The sequence below is a fragment of the Micromonospora sp. NPDC050187 genome, from assembly GCF_044459745.1.
Classification (GTDB): Bacteria; Actinomycetota; Actinomycetes; order Mycobacteriales; family Micromonosporaceae; genus Micromonospora.
Genome location: NZ_JBITJH010000018.1, coordinates 72,468 through 86,924, shown reverse-complemented (window position 1 = coordinate 86,924; position 14,457 = coordinate 72,468). Strand labels below are relative to the sequence as shown.

9 protein-coding genes are annotated in these 14,457 nt (G+C 73.3%); 2 read left to right on the top strand and 7 right to left on the bottom strand.

Features of this window, described 5'->3' with window-relative positions; translation table 11 throughout:
- The first annotated feature begins 74 nt into the window (after nt 1–74).
- Nucleotides 75–1,607: a metallophosphoesterase gene (locus tag ACIBJE_RS24430; RefSeq protein WP_396752030.1), complete on the top strand. Its 1,533-nt coding sequence runs from the start codon at nt 75–77 to the stop codon at nt 1,605–1,607.
- Nucleotides 1,608–1,952: 345 nt separating this feature from the next.
- Here the strand turns inward: ACIBJE_RS24430 and ACIBJE_RS24425 are convergent, their stop codons facing one another.
- From ACIBJE_RS24425 to ligA, 6 genes are all read right to left on the bottom strand, one after another.
- Nucleotides 1,953–4,328 carry a transketolase-like TK C-terminal-containing protein gene (locus tag ACIBJE_RS24425; RefSeq protein WP_396752028.1) on the bottom strand — a complete coding sequence of 792 codons (2,376 nt, stop codon included), beginning with the start codon at nt 4,326–4,328 and terminating at the stop codon, nt 1,953–1,955.
- Nucleotides 4,329–4,448: 120 nt separating this feature from the next.
- Nucleotides 4,449–5,945, bottom strand: a complete 1,497-nt coding sequence (gatB, locus tag ACIBJE_RS24420) for an Asp-tRNA(Asn)/Glu-tRNA(Gln) amidotransferase subunit GatB (protein ID WP_396752026.1) — start codon at nt 5,943–5,945, stop codon at nt 4,449–4,451.
- A 14-nt stretch (nt 5,946–5,959) separates the two neighbouring features.
- The gene (gatA, locus tag ACIBJE_RS24415; protein WP_396752024.1) at nt 5,960–7,435 is read right to left on the bottom strand and encodes an Asp-tRNA(Asn)/Glu-tRNA(Gln) amidotransferase subunit GatA; all 1,476 of its coding nucleotides are present in this window, start codon (nt 7,433–7,435) and stop codon (nt 5,960–5,962) included.
- A 70-nt stretch (nt 7,436–7,505) separates the two neighbouring features.
- Nucleotides 7,506–7,811: an Asp-tRNA(Asn)/Glu-tRNA(Gln) amidotransferase subunit GatC gene (gatC, locus tag ACIBJE_RS24410; protein WP_088980289.1), complete on the bottom strand. Its 306-nt coding sequence runs from the start codon at nt 7,809–7,811 to the stop codon at nt 7,506–7,508.
- 158 nt (nt 7,812–7,969) lie between these two features.
- The gene (locus ACIBJE_RS24405; protein ID WP_396752022.1) at nt 7,970–10,423 is read right to left on the bottom strand and encodes a putative bifunctional diguanylate cyclase/phosphodiesterase; all 2,454 of its coding nucleotides are present in this window, start codon (nt 10,421–10,423) and stop codon (nt 7,970–7,972) included.
- A 182-nt stretch (nt 10,424–10,605) separates the two neighbouring features.
- Nucleotides 10,606–12,741, bottom strand: a complete 2,136-nt coding sequence (ligA, locus tag ACIBJE_RS24400; RefSeq protein WP_396752020.1) for an NAD-dependent DNA ligase LigA — start codon at nt 12,739–12,741, stop codon at nt 10,606–10,608.
- Between the two features lie 136 nt (nt 12,742–12,877).
- On the opposite strand from ligA, the gene ACIBJE_RS24395 reads away from it, so the two are divergent.
- Entirely contained in the window at nt 12,878–13,366 is a 489-nt protein-coding gene (locus ACIBJE_RS24395) for a type II toxin-antitoxin system PemK/MazF family toxin (RefSeq protein ID WP_396752018.1), read from the top strand.
- Nucleotides 13,367–13,430: 64 nt separating this feature from the next.
- On the opposite strand, the gene ACIBJE_RS24390 is transcribed toward ACIBJE_RS24395, so the two are convergent.
- The gene (locus tag ACIBJE_RS24390; RefSeq protein WP_396752017.1) at nt 13,431–14,432 is read right to left on the bottom strand and encodes an ADP-ribosylglycohydrolase family protein; all 1,002 of its coding nucleotides are present in this window, start codon (nt 14,430–14,432) and stop codon (nt 13,431–13,433) included.
- Nucleotides 14,433–14,457 lie beyond the last annotated feature (25 nt).

The following is a 14,457-nucleotide window of genomic DNA, read 5'->3' as shown; positions in this document are numbered from 1 at the left end:
ACGTCCACCGGCCACGGCAGGGCGGGAACCCCGGGTTTACCAAGATCCCCTGTGGGGCAGGTCAGAATCTCATCATGGACGGGCACGACGAGAACACGCGGCAGCGCCCCGGGGACGGTCGTCCCGACAGGCGGAGATGGGCCGGCCGGCTGCGTCGGCTCGGGGTGGGGCTGGCGGTCCTGGCGATCAGTCTGACCGGTGCCCTGCTCGGCGTCCTCGGCGGCGGTCAGGTCGACACCGACATCGGGCCGTTCCGGGCCCGGATGGTGCTGACCCCGACGCTCGACGGCGGCACCACCGTCGACATCCCACCGCTGGGTGCCCTCCTGCTGGACAGCCACGACGGGCCGACCCACCTCGAGGTCGAGCTGGGGGCGCTCGACCAGGGCCGGGTCGAGGCGCTGATCGACGATCCGGCGAGCATCAACCGGGCCAGCCAGTCCGCCGTCGAGGACGTCCGCAACGGCGTGTTCCGCCTCGGCCTGCGGACCGTCGGCACCGCCGTCCTGGTCACCCTGGTCCTGGCCGGGCTGGCCTTCCGGGACACCCGCCGCACGGCCTGGGCCGGCGGGCTGGCGCTGGTGGTCACCGCAGGCAGCCTCGGCGTCGCCGCGTCCACCCTCCGGCCGCAGTCGATCGAGGAGCCCCGGTACGAGGGGCTGCTGGTCAACGCCCCCGCCATCGTCGGTGACGCGCGGCGGATCGCCAACGACTACACCAAGTACGCCGAACAGCTCCAGCGGCTGGTGGGCAACGTCAGCCAGCTCTACACCACCGTCTCGGCCCTGCCGGTGTACGAGCCGGCCCCGAACACCACCCGGGTGCTGCACGTCTCCGACATGCACCTGAACCCGACCGGTTGGCAGCTCATCCGCACCGTGGTGGAGCAGTTCGACATCGACGTGGTGATCGACACCGGCGACATCACCGACTGGGGCAGCGAGCCGGAGGCGAACTACGTCGGCTCGATCGGGCTGCTCAAGAAGCCGTACGTCTACATCCGGGGCAACCACGACTCGGGGCGGACCGCCGCCGCCGTGGCCCGCCAGCCGAACGCGATCGTGCTGGACAACGCGACCACCACGGTGGCCGGGCTGACCATCGCCGGCATCGCCGACCCCCGCTTCACCCCGGACAAGAGCACCGCCCCCGCCGCCGGCGGCCTCGACCGGCCCACCGCCGACCAGGTGATCAGCGTGGGCGAGAAGCTGGCCACCACCGTGCGTGACTCGCCGACGCCGGTGAACATCGCCCTGGTGCACGACCCGGCCTCGGCCGGCCCGCTCTCCGGCACCTGCCCGCTGGTGCTCTCCGGGCACACCCACAGCCGGCAGGTCTCCAAGCTGCCGCAGCAGGACGGCAAGACGCCGACCCAGCTGATGGTGCAGGGCTCCACCGGCGGGGCCGGGCTGCGCGGACTGGAGGGCGAGGAGCCGACGCCGCTGTCGATGAGCGTGCTCTACTTCGACGAGAACAAGCTGCTCCAGGCGTACGACGACATCACCGTCGGCGGCACCGGCCAGGCACAGGTCAACCTGGAACGACGGGTGGTCCGGGACCCGCAGGCCGGCGCGGACGTCCCGGTCACCCCCACCCCGACCCGCTGACTCGAACCTCCACGCCGACCCTCACCGTGAGTGACCATTCTGCCCGGCGGGGCCATCCCCTTGTTGCCCTTTGCTCTGCACCCGCTGGCGCACCAGGCACGATTCGTGTCTGCCGGAACCACCACCCCGCTACGCCGCAACAGCCGTAACAGCAGGTGGCACCCGGTGGCGCTGATGCGACTGCAGAGCAAAGGGCGGCGCGAGCTTCCCGTCGTCGGTGGCGGCCGTCACGCTGGGTGGAACATGCCACTCAGCCGAGCCCAGTCACCCTCCGCCACCGAACGACCGGCTCCGGTCTGCCGGAGGATGGTCGCCCGGGCCGCCGGCGGGTGTGACCCCGGGCGGTCAGCGCAGGGAGAGGGCGGCCAGGGCGGCGTTGACGATGCTGCCGGGCAGCAGGTCGTGCAGCTCGTACAGCTCACCGACGCTGCCGGACTGGCCGAACTCGTCCACCCCGAGCGGCACCGCCGGCACCCCGAGCGCCGAGCCGAGCCAGGCCATCGCGTGCGAGGCCGCGTCGTGCACGGTCACCACCGGGGCCCGGTCGCCGAACGCCGCCCGCAGCACGCCCGGCACGCTCGGCACGGTCGCCGTCCGGACCCCCTGGCGCAGCGTACGCTGCCAGGCCCGGTAGAGCCGGTCCAACGAGGTCACGTCGACCACGTGCGCGGCGACGCCCTCCTCGGCCAGTTCGGCCGCGGCGGCGAGCACCTCCGGCAGCACCGCGCCGGAGGCGGCCAGGTGCACCACCGGGGCGTCGGCCAGCTCCGGGTGCGCCTGGTGCGCGTCGACCAGCCGGTACGCCCCGGCGACCGCCTGCCGGCGCAGCACCGCGTCCCCCAGCCGGGCGCGGGCCGCCTCGAACGGGGCCTGGTCGATCGGGCGGGTGCTCAGCCGGAAGTAGTACGCCCCGTCCTCGGTCGGCGCGGCGGTGGTGGTCGGCGCGCCGCCCCGGGCGATCTGGCCGAACGCGTCGCAGAGCAGCCAGTCCAGGGTGGTCGCGTAGGCCGGCTCGACGAAGGTGACCCCGGGCAGTTCCAGGCCGACCGAGGCGGTGATGGTCGACTGGTGTGCCCCGCCCTCCGGGGCGAGGGTGATCCCCGACGGGGTGCCGGCCACCACGAACCGGGAACCGGAGTAGGTGCCGTAGAGGAAGGCGTCCAGGCCGCGCAGCACGAACGGGTCGTAGACCGTGCCCACCGGCAGCAGCGGCTGACCGGAGAGGTCCCAGGACAGTCCGAGCTGGCCGAGCAGCAGGAACAGGTTCATCTCGGAGATGCCCAGTTCGATGTGCTGCCCGGCGGGGTGCTGCTCCCAGCGCAGCATCCGGTCCTCCGACCAGGAGCGCTGCTTCGTCGGGGCGAACACGCCGGTCTTGTTGATGAAGCCGGCGAGGTTGGTCGAGGTGGCCACGTCCGGCGCGGTGGTGACCAGGTAGCGGCCCACCTCCTCGTGCCGGGCCAGGTCGACCAGCACCCGGCCGAAGACCTCCTGGGTGGAGATCGGCTTGTTCGCGCGTACCCGGGTGGTCTCCGGGACGGTGACCGGCAGCGCCCGCTCGCGCGGCGGACGGGACAGCGCCTCCCGGCGGGCGTTGGCCCAGATCCCGGCCGGCGAGGCCGGGTCGAGGCGGTCCCACTCGGTGTCCGGGGTCAGCCCGTGCGCGGTGCGCAGGGCGTCGACCTGCTCGGTGCTGAGCAGCGCCGAGTGGTTGCGCGGGTTGCCGGCGATCGGCAGGCCCCAGCCCTTCACCGTGTAGGCGAAGATCACGCTCGGCCGGTCGGTCACCGCGTCGCACTGGGCGTACGCGTCGAGCATCGCGGCGAGGTCGTGCCCGCCGAGGTCGGTGACGAGCGGTCCGAGGTCGTCGTCGGGGATGCCGGCGATCAACGCCTCGATGCCCTCGGGCGCGCCGTCGAGGAAGCGGGTGCGCAGGGCGTCCCCGGCCAGCCCGAACAGCGACTGGTACTGCTCGTTGGGCATCGCGTCGATCCAGTCGCGCAGTGCCGCGCCGCCGGGCCGGGCGTACGCCTCGGCGAGCCGCCTGCCGTACTTGACCTCGACGACGTGCCAGCCGGCTGCCTCGAACTGGCCCCGCCACTGGTTGATCCGCACGCCGGGCACCACCCGGTCCAGCGACTGGCGGTTGAAGTCCACCAGCCAGGTCACGTTTCCCAGCCCGGTGGTGGCCGGGTCGGCGACCGCCTCCCAGATGTTCCCCTCGTCCAGCTCGGCGTCACCGATCAGCGCGACGAACCGGGAGTGCGGACGGGAGCCGAAGTGTGCGTCCACGTACCGCCGGGTGACCGCCGCGAAGAGTGGCGCCGCCGCGCCGAGACCGACCGAGCCGGTGGAGAAGTCCACCTCGTCCGGGTCCTTGGTGCGCGACGGGTACGACTGGAGCCCACCCCGGGCCCGCAGCTTCGGCAGGTACGACCGGTCCAGGTTGCCCAGCAGGTACTGGATGGCGTGGAACACCGGCGAGGCGTGCGGCTTGACCGCGACCCGGTCGGCGGCGTCCAGGTGGGCGAACCAGAGCGCGGTCATCGCGGTGACCAGGGAGGCACTGGACGCCTGGTGACCGCCCACCTTCACCCCGTCGCCGGTGCGCCGGTCGTGGTTGGCGGCGTCCACGATCCGGGTGGCGAGCCAGAGCACCCGCCGCTGGATCTCGTCGAGCACGTCGAGGTCGACGTCGGATGGGGAGGGGTGGACGTTCACCGTTGAACTCCTGCCGAGGGGGGTGGGGTGCGAGCAGGGGTGCCTGCAGGGGTCCCCTGTTACCGCTTTTTGTCGAACAGGGGACCCCTGCAGGCACGAAACGAAGGCGCCCTGCCTCGGCTAGGAAACGCCGAGGCGGGCCAGGACCAGCTCGCGGACGGTCTTGGCGTCGGCCTGGCCACGGGTGGTCTTCATGACCGCGCCGACCAGCGCGCCCGCGGCGGCGACCTTGCCGCTGCGGACCTTCTCCGCGACGTCCGGGTTGGCGGCGATGGCCTCGTCGACGGCGACGGTGAGCGCGCCGGTGTCCGACACGACCTCCAGGTTGCGGTTGGTCATGATCTCGGTCGGGGTGCCCTCGCCGGCCACCACGCCCTCCAGGACCACCCGGGCCAGCTTGTCGTTGAGCTTGCCCCCGTCGACCAGCCCCTGGAGCTCCGCGACCTGGGCCGGGGTGGCCCCGACGTCGGCCAGTTCCACGCCGGCCTCGTTGGCCCGCCGGGACAGCTCGCCCAGCCACCACTTGCGGGCGGCGGCCGGGGTGGCCCCGGCGGCGACGGTGGCCTCGATCAGCTCGACCGCGCCGGCGTTCAGCACCGACTGCATGTCGTGGTCGGAGAGCCCCCAGTCCTGCTGGAGCCGGCGGCGGTGCAGCCGGGGCAGCTCCGGCAGGGCGGCCTTCAGCTCGGCCACCCAGGCCGGGTCCGGGGCGAGCGGAACGAGGTCCGGCTCCGGGAAGTACCGGTAGTCGGTAGCCGTCTCCTTCGACCGGCCCGACGTGGTGTCCCCGGTGTCCTCGTGGAAGTGCCGGGTCTCCTGGACGATCCGGCCGCCCGAGTCGAGCACCATCGCCTGGCGCAGCATCTCGGAACGGACCGCCCGCTCCACCGAGCGCAGCGAGTTGACGTTCTTGGTCTCGGTGCGGGTACCCCACTCGGTCGAGCCGACCGGGTTCAGCGAGGTGTTGACGTCGCAGCGCAGCGAGCCCTCCTCCATCCGCACGTCCGAGACGCCGAGGGAGCGGATCACGTCACGCAGTTCGGTCACGTACGCCCGGGCCACCTCCGGGGCCAGGGCCCCGATGCCGGGCACCGGCTTGGTGACGATCTCGACCAGCGGGATGCCGGCCCGGTTGTAGTCGACCAGCGACTCGGTGGCCCCGTGGATCCGGCCGGAGCCGCCCACGTGCAGGGTCTTGCCGGTGTCCTCCTCCAGGTGCACCCGCTCGATGCCGATCCGGACCAGCTCGCCGTTCACCTCGACGTCCAGGTAGCCGTCGACGCAGAGCGGCTCGTCGTACTGGCTGATCTGGAAGTTCTTCGGCATGTCCGGGTAGAAGTAGTTCTTCCGGGCGAACCGGCACCAGGTGGCGATGGAGCAGTTCAGCGCGAGGCCGATCCGGATGGTCGCCTCGATCGCCGCCTTGTTGGCCACCGGCAGCGAGCCGGGCAGGCCCAGGCAGACCGGGCAGACCCGGGTGTTCGGCTCGCCGCCGAAGTCGGTCGGGCAGGCGCAGAACATCTTGGTGTTCGTGCCCAGCTCGACGTGGGTCTCCAGGCCGATCACCGGCTCGTAGCGCGCGACGACGTCGTCGTACGCGGGCAGGGTCGTGGTCATCTGACGCTCCTGACTCACAGTGCCGGCGGGGTGAACGTGCCGACGGCCGATTCCAGTGCGGCGGCGACCCGGTACATCCGGTCGTCGGCCATGGTCGGGGCCATCACCTGGAGCCCCACCGGCAGCCCCTCGGAGAGCCCGCAGGGCACCGAGATGCCCGGCCCGCCGTAGAGGTTCGACGGAATGGTGAACAGGTCCGCCAGGTACATCTGGTACGGGTCGGACATCCGCGCGCCCATCGGGAACGCCACGAACGGGGTGGTCGGCGAGATCAGCGCGTCGACCTGGTCGAAGGCGGCGGTGAAATCCCGGGTGATCAGCGTCCGGACCTTCTGCGCCTGGCCGTAGTAGGCGTCGTAGTAGCCGGACGACAGGGCGTACGTGCCGAGCATGACCCGACGCTTGACCTCGGGGCCGAAGCCGGCGTCCCGGGTCAGCGACATGACCTCCTCCAGCGAGTGGTTGCCGTCGTCGCCGACCCGCAGGCCGAACCGGACCCCGTCGAAGCGGGCCAGGTTGGACGAGCACTCGCTCGGCGCGATCAGGTAGTACGCCGGCAGCGCGTACTTGAAGTGCGGGCAGGAGACCTCGACGATCTCCGCGCCGAGCTTGGTCAGCGCCTCGACCGCGTCCCGGAAGGCGGCGAGCACACCCGGCTCGGCCCCCTCGCCGGAGAACTCGGTGACCACACCGAGCTTCACGCCGGTCAGGTCGCCGCTCGCGCCGAGGCGCGCGGCGGCCACCACGTCCGGCACCGGCTGCGGGATGGAGGTGGAGTCGCGCGGGTCGTGCCCGCCGATCACCGCGTGCAGCAGCGCCGCGTCGAGCACGGTACGGGCACACGGGCCGGGGGTGTCCAGCGAGGAGGAGAAGGCGACCAGGCCGTACCGGGAGGTGCCGCCGTAGGTGGGCTTCGCGCCGACGGTGCCGGTGACCGCGCCCGGCTGGCGGATCGAGCCGCCGGTGTCCGAGCCGATCGACAGCGGGGCCTCGTACGCGGCGAGCGCGGCGGCGCTGCCGCCACCGGAGCCGCCCGGGATCCGCTCCAGGTCCCAGGGGTTGCGGGTCGGGCCGTACGCGGAGTACTCCGTGGAGGAGCCCATCGCGAACTCGTCCATGTTGGTCTTGCCGAGCATCACCGTGCCGGCGGCGCGGAGCCGCTCGACGATGGTCGAGTCGTACGGCGGGCGCCAGCCTTCGAGGATCTTCGAGCCGACGGTGGTCGGCACGCCCTTCGTGGTGAGCACGTCCTTCACCGCCACCGGCACGCCGGCCAGCGGGCCGAGCTCCTCGCCGGCGGCCCGGCGCTCGTCCACCGTACGGGCGGCGGCCAGCGCGCCCTCGGTGTCGACGTGCAGGAAGGCGTGCACCCGCTCGTCGACGGCGGTGATCCGGTCCAGGTGCGCCCGGGTCACCTCGACGGCGGAGGTCTCACCGCTGGCCACCAGGCCGGCGAGTTCGGCGGCGGTCATCCGGGTCAGGTCGGTCATGCCGCCACCTCGCTCCGCTCGCCGGCGCCCTGACGCACACCGACGCTGCTGATTCGCTCGCTACGCTCGCTCATGAGGCCACATCCTCGTCCAGGATCCGCGGGACGCGGAACCGCTGCTCCTCGGCGTCGGGTGCGCCCGACAGCGCCTCGTCCGGGGTCAGGCCGGGCCGGACGACGTCCTCCCGCAGGACGTTCGTCAGCGGCACCGAGTGGGAGGTCGGCGGGATGTCCGCGGCAGCGACCTCGCCGACCTGGGCGACGGCCTGGAGGATCACGTCGAGCTGGCCGGCGAAGGTGTCCAGCTCCTCCTCCGTGACGGCGAGCCGCGACAGGCGCGCCAAATGCGCGACCTCCTCGCGGGAGATGGCGGCCATCGGTGCCCCCTTCGTGCTGGTGCTGTTGATTCGGGCGGTACGCCGACCGCGGGGTCGACTGCCCGCGTGGTGACCCGAGCGAGTCTATTGGCTGGCACGTCAGCCGTGCCCCCGACTCCCCCCACGTGCCGGTCGACGGCACCGACGGCGGCGGGCGGTCAGCCGCTCGGCCGGGAGCGGCTGCCGGTGACACCGGCCGGCCGGACCGGGCGGTACCGGGCCAGCCACGCGGTCAGCTCGTCGGCCGGCATCGGGCGGGCGAAGAACCAGCCCTGCGCCAGGTCACAGCCGGCCGCGTGGAGCAACCGCCAGGTCCGCTCGTCCTCCACCCCCTCGGCGACCACCCGCAGGCCGAGCGCCCCGGCCAGTTCGATCATCGAACGGACGATCGCGGCGTCGTCGGGGTCGTCGGCCATGCCGAGGACGAACGAGCGGTCCACCTTCACCTCGGACAGCGGCAACCGCCGCAGGTGCTGGAGGGAGGAGTACCCGGTGCCGAAGTCGTCCAGCGCGATGGCCACCCCGATCCGGTGCAACCGGGAGATCGTGTCGAGCACCCGTCGGGGGTCGGCCATCAACGCGCCTTCGGTGATCTCCAGTTGCAGCCGGTCCGGGCGGATCGCGTGGCGGGTGAGCAGGTCGCCGATCTGGTCGGCGATCTCCCCGGTGTGCAGGTCCCGGACGCTGACGTTGAGCGCGGCCCGCAGGGTGCTGCCCGCCGCCGACCAGCGGGCCAGCTGCCCCACCACGTCGTCGACCACCCGGCGGGTCAGCAGCCGCATCACCGCGCTCTGCTCGGCGACCCGGATCAGTTCCTCCGGGTCGACCATGCCCCGACGCGGGTGCCGCCAGCGCAGCAGCGCCTCCACCCCGACCACCTCGCCGGTGGCGATCTGCACCTGGGGCTGGTAATACATCGTGATCCCGCAGGGCTCGCCCACCTCGACCCGCTGGGCGGTGTCGTCGGCCGGCCCGGACCCGACCGGCCCGGCCGGCAGCGTCCACTGGCGCGCCGGGGTCGGCTCGGGTGGGCGGATGGCCGGGGTGTCGTCCGTCCGCCCGGCACGGCGGCGAACCGGATCGGCCCCGGTGATGATCTGGTTGATCAGCTCGTCGGGATGCGCGGTGGGCCGGTCGCGCCGCCCACCCCACCGGCGCGAACCCTGGTGTACGGGGGTGTCGTCGTCCCCGGCGGGCAGGGCGGCCCCGTCGCCGCCCCGGGCGGCCCCGGCTGCGGCTCCGGCCGTGGTCCCGGCTTCGGTCCCGGTTGCGGCTCCGATTGGGCGGGACGCCGCCCGATCGGTCGTCCCGGACTCCAGCACCCGGCGTAGGTCAGCCAGGAGACCGAGACGCTCCGCCGAGTTGTGGTCCGACTCGGCGGCGTAGACGGCGACGGTGTCGTTGCGGTGCTTGGCGTCGTACATCGCCACGTCGGCGTGGCGCATCAGGGTGGCGAAGTCCTCACCGTGCTCGGGGTAGAGCGCGATGCCGATCGACCCCCCGACGTCCAGCGGCAGCCCGTCCAGCGGGACCGGCTCGGCGAGGGCGCGGACCACGCGGTCGGCGACCCGGCGGGCGTCGTCCACCCCGGTCAGCCCGGCCGACACGACGGCGAACTCGTCCCCGCCGAGCCGGGCCACCATGTCCCGGGAGCCGAGGGCCGAGGTGAGCCGGTCGCTCACCGCCACCAGCAGCCGGTCGCCGACGGCGTGGCCGAGGGCGTCGTTGACGTTCTTGAACCGGTCCAGGTCGATCAGGAGCAGCGCGAGGTGCCCGTCGGGCATCCCCTGGGCGCCCCGTTCGGCGTGCCGGCGGATCTGCTCGGCCACCTCGGTGAGCAGCGCCTTGCGGTTGGGCAGCCCGGTCAGCGGATCGAGCGCGGCGAGGTGCTCCTGGTCGGCGGAGAGGCGGGCCATCCGGTAGACGGCGAAGAGCGGCACCAGCACCAGCGGGATCAGCGCCGCGCTGGCCCGCGCCGCGGCCACCAGCACCGGGGCGAGCAGCAGCAACGAACCGGTGGCGAGCAGCTCGAAGCCGAGCCCACGTCGGACGGTGGGCCACCACGGGTCGCCGAAGCGCAGCCGTACCGCCGTGCTGACCAGGCCGTAGCTGACCACGAACCAGGCCACCGCTGCCCCGGCCAGGGCCACCGCGTCGGTCCAGTGCAGGCGGTCGTCGGCGAACGCCGCGCCGGGGCCGAGCTGGTTCACCTCGTGCGCGGCGGCCAGCGCGCAGGCGTACTGGGCGGCGTTGAAGGCGGTCCGCCAGGCGACGTGCCGGAGTCGCCAGCCGGAGACGACCACTGCGGCGGTCTGCACCGCCACCGCCGCACCGGGCCCCCAGGCGACCAGGATCGCGAAGGTGAAGCAGATCGACGGGAAGACCGCCGAGGTGTGCCGCTGGCCGGGCGGCACGAAGGGCCGGGCGTCACAGACGACGGCGAGCGCCGCCATGATCCAGAAGGCGCCGGGCAGGGTGGCGAGGTCACCGGGGAGCGAGACCAGCGGACCGGCGGTGAGCCCGACGGCCAGGACGACGGTCGCGCCGACGAATCCGAAGAACGGCCCCACCCGGGCAGGCGGCACGGCGTTCCGCAGGTCGGCGGCCTCCATCGCACCTCCCGAGGTGTCCGGTCCGGATCGCACGGCGTGACCTGGTGCCACGCCGTGCTCCCCATCAAACGCTCCCGCCGGGAGGTTTCACGGTAGGACAGCCACGAATCGGTCGTAGTCGTAATTAAGTTGGTATACGCGGCCAGTTGCCGCAAGCCGCGCCGCCCTGTTCCCGGCCCGACTCACTCCTCGCGGCGGGCGACCTCCCGCGCGGCGTCCGGACCGGATTCGAGCAGCACCCGGAAGCCCTCCTCGTCGAGGACCGGCACCTTGAGGGCGGTGGCCTTCTCCGCCTTGGAGCCGGGGTTCTCCCCCACCACCACGAAGCCGGTCTTCTTGGAGACCGATCCACTGACCTTGCCGCCCCGGGACTGGATCGCCTCGGCGGCCTGGTCCCGGGAGAACCCGGCGAGGGTGCCGGTGACCACCACGCTGACCCCCTCCAGCGGGCGCGGCCCCTCGTCCACGGTCTCCTCCGCCATCTGGACCCCGTCCGCGGCCCACTTGTCGACCACCGCGCGGTGCCAGTCGACGGTGAACCACTCGGTCAGGCTCGCCGCGATGGTCGGCCCGACCCCCTCCACCGAGGAGAGCTCTTCCTCTGTGGCCGCCCGGATCTTCTCGACCGAGCCGAAGTGGCGGGCCAGGGCCTGCGCGGCGGTCGGGCCGACGTGCCGGATCGACAGCGCCACCAGCAGCCGCCAGAGCGGTCGCCGCCGAGCCTCGTCCAGGCTGGTCAGGAAACGGGCCGCGTTGCTGCCCAGGCTGCCGTCCTTGTTGACGAAGAACGGCACCCGGGCCAGTTTCTCCGGGTCCAGGGCGAACAGGTCACCCTCGTCGACGAGGACGTCCGATTCGAGCAACGCCGCCGCGGCCTTCTCGCCCAGCACCTCGATGTCCAGCGCCCGCCGTCCGGCGAGATAGCTCAGCCGTTCCCGCAGCTGCCCGGGACAGGTCCGCGAGTTCGGGCAGCGGATGTCGACGTCGCCCTCCTTCGCGGGAGCGAGCGGGGAGTCGCAGGCCGGGCAGTGGGTAGGCATGACGAAGGGGCGGGCGTCCGGCGGGCGCAGCTCGACCACCGGGCCGAGCACCTCGGGGATCACGTCCCCGGCCTTGCGCAGCACCACCGTGTCGCCGATCAGCACCCCCTTGCGTTCCACCTCGCGGGCGTTGTGCAGGGTCGCCAGCGCCACCGTGGAGCCGGCCACCCGGATCGGTTCGAGCACCGCGAACGGGGTGACCCGGCCGGTGCGTCCGACGTCGACCCGGATGTCGAGGAGCCTGGTGTTGACCTCCTCGGGCGGGTACTTGAAGGCGATCGCCCAGCGCGGGGCCCGGCTGGTCGAGCCGAGCCGGCCCTGGATTGAGACCGGGTCGACCTTCACCACCACACCGTCGATCTCGTGCTCGACGTCGTGCCGGTGGGCGGCGTAGTGGGCGATGTAGTCGGCGACACCGGCCAGGTCGGGCACCACCCGCCAGCGGTCGCTGGTCGGCAGCCCCCACGCCCTCAGCGCCGCGTACGCCTCGGACTGGGCGGTGGGCTGGAACCCGCGCCGGGCGCCGATGCCGTGCACCACCAGCCGCAGCGGCCGGGACGCGGTGATCCGCGGGTCCTTCTGCCGCAGGCTGCCAGCGGCGGCGTTGCGGGGATTGGCGAAGGGCGGCTTGCCCTGCTCGACCAGACCGGCGTTGAGGTCGGCGAAGGCGGCGACCGGGAAGTAGACCTCGCCGCGCACCTCCAGCAGTTCCGGGGCCGGGCCGAACTCGGCGGAGCTGGTCAGCTCGGCCGGCACGCCCCGGATACTGCGGACGTTGGCGGTGACGTCCTCACCGGTGCGGCCGTCGCCCCGGGTGGCAGCCCGGACCAGCCGGCCCCGCTCGTAGGTGAGGTTGATCGCCAGCCCGTCGACCTTCAGCTCGCAGAGGTACGGCACCTCGCCCCCGGCGTCGCGGACCACCCGTTCGGCCCAGGCGGCGAGCTCCTCGTCGGCGAAGGCGTTGTCCAGCGAGAGCATCCGCTCGGCGTGGGTCACCGGGGCGAAGTCGGTGGAGAAGGTGCCACCGACCCGCTGGGTGGGCGAGTCCGGGGTGCGCAGCGCCGGGTACTCCTCCTCCAGCGCCTCCAGCTCGCGCAGCAGGGTGTCGAACTCGGCGTCGCTGATGGTCGGGGCGTCCAGCACGTAGTAGCGGTACTGGTGGTCGGTCAGCTCCTGGCTGAGGGTGGCGTGCCGGTCCCTGACCCCGGCCGGCGGCTCCGCACCGGCGGCCGCTTCCTGCGCCGGGCTGACCTGCTGGGGGATGGCTTCCTCGGACACGTGCGACCCTCCACGCCCTGAGGTCACGGACACCCCGCGACCTCGCTGATCACGCTACCTGAGGCACCGTATCGGGCGGGTGGGACAATCGGCTGGTCGCCCGGTGCGGGGCCGGGCGGGGAGAGGCGGGACGCGCATGCCGGAGTGGCTGCCCTGGGCGCTGGCCATCCTGCTGGCGGTCGTCGCCGGCTGGGCGTGGAGCAGTTGGCGGCACCGACCCGCGCCGCCGTCGCGCCCGGCGGGACGGACCCGACCGCCGCGCCGCACCGACCGGCCGACCCGGCCGCCGCGTCCCCGCGACCGGCGCTCCACCGCGGGCACCCCCCGACCCGGCGAGATCTGGTGGGCGGACGTGCCGTACGCCGACGGCACCGGATCGAAGGTTCGCCCCTGCCTGGTGTTGCGGGCCGACCGACGCGGCGCGGACGTGTTCAAGATCACCAGCCAGGACAAGAGCGACCGCGACGACCACGTCCGCATCCCGACCCGCGACTGGGACGCCGACGCCGACCACGACAGCTTCGTCGACCTCGGTACGACGATCCGGGTGGACGCGGACGCCTTCCGCAACCGCGCCGGCGCCTGCGACCCCGCCCTCTGGCGTCGTCTCCACCCCCGCTCCTGACCCTTCTCGTCCCTCCCCTGACGGTGCCCCACGCCGATCCGGCGCAGCCCTGGACGGAGTCCGGTCAGTCGAGGGGGGTGGAGAGGGTGTGGAGGTCGTCGGCGTACTCGATGCGGTTGGCCCAGTCGGCGGGCCAGGCGGCCATGCCGTGCGCGGCACCGACGAACGCGCCGGCCAGCGCGGCGATCGAGTCCGAGTCGCCGGCGGTGGTCGCGCCCCGGGCCAGCGCGCCGATCGGGTCGTCGGCGTGCCGGACGGCGCAGAGCAGGGCGGTCGCCAGCGCCTCCTCGGCCACCCAGCCCTCCCCGGTGTCCCGACACGGGTCGCCACCGTCGTCGGGGCGGGCCAGCGCCGCGGTCAGCCGCGCGAGCACGTCCAGGCACTCGTCCCAGCCCCGGGCGATGAAGTCGACCGGGTCGGCGACGCCGGGCCGTTGCCAGAGGTCACCCAACCACTCGTGGCGGTAGACCCGGCGTTGCCGCCGGGCGTGCCCGACGAGTACGCCGGGCAGTTCGGGCAGGGTCGCCCCGTCCCGCAGCGCCCGGACCGCGTACGCGGTCAACTCGCTGGCGGCCAGCCCGGTCGGATGCCCGTGGGTCAGGCCGGCCTGGAGCTGGGCCAGCCCGGCGAGAGTGTCCAGGTCGACGTCGAGCAGGCCGACCGGAGTGACCCGCATGTTCGCCCCGCACCCCTTCGAGCCGGCCTGGGTCGCCTCCTGCCAGCGCACCCCCCGAGCCAGTTCGGCACAGGCACGCAGGCAGGTCATGCCGGGGGCACGGTTGTTCTCCGGGCTGACCGACCAGGCGACGAAGCGCTGCCGCAGCAGTGGCTCGACCGCCTCCGGGGTCAACGCCGGGGCCTCCCGCAGCGCCCAGGCGACCGCCAGGGCCATCTGGGTGTCGTCGGTGACCAGCGCCGGGTCACCGGTCAGCGTGCGGGGACCGCCCGGACCGTACCGGCGGACGATCTCGTCGACGGTCAGGAACTCGGTCGGTGCGCCCAGGGCGTCGCCGTACGCGAGACCGAAGAACGAACCGGAGGCGCGCCGCACCGAAGACTGGATCATGGCCCTCATCCTGCCCGCCCACCGC

Bases quoted from the DNA above. Each gene is read 5' to 3' on its own strand.
- ACIBJE_RS24430 (WP_396752030.1), top strand. From the start codon at position 75: ATGGACGGGCACGACGAGAACACGCGGCAGCGCCCCGGGGACGGTCGT.
- ACIBJE_RS24395 (WP_396752018.1), top strand. From the start codon at position 12,878: ATGCCGGAGTGGCTGCCCTGGGCGCTGGCCATCCTGCTGGCGGTCGTC.
- gatB (WP_396752026.1), bottom strand. From the start codon at position 5,945: ATGACCACGACCCTGCCCGCGTACGACGACGTCGTCGCGCGCTACGAG.
- gatC (WP_088980289.1), bottom strand. From the start codon at position 7,811: ATGGCCGCCATCTCCCGCGAGGAGGTCGCGCATTTGGCGCGCCTGTCG.
- ACIBJE_RS24405 (WP_396752022.1), bottom strand. From the start codon at position 10,423: ATGGAGGCCGCCGACCTGCGGAACGCCGTGCCGCCTGCCCGGGTGGGG.
- ACIBJE_RS24390 (WP_396752017.1), bottom strand. From the start codon at position 14,432: ATGATCCAGTCTTCGGTGCGGCGCGCCTCCGGTTCGTTCTTCGGTCTC.
- gatA (WP_396752024.1), bottom strand. From the start codon at position 7,435: ATGACCGACCTGACCCGGATGACCGCCGCCGAACTCGCCGGCCTGGTG.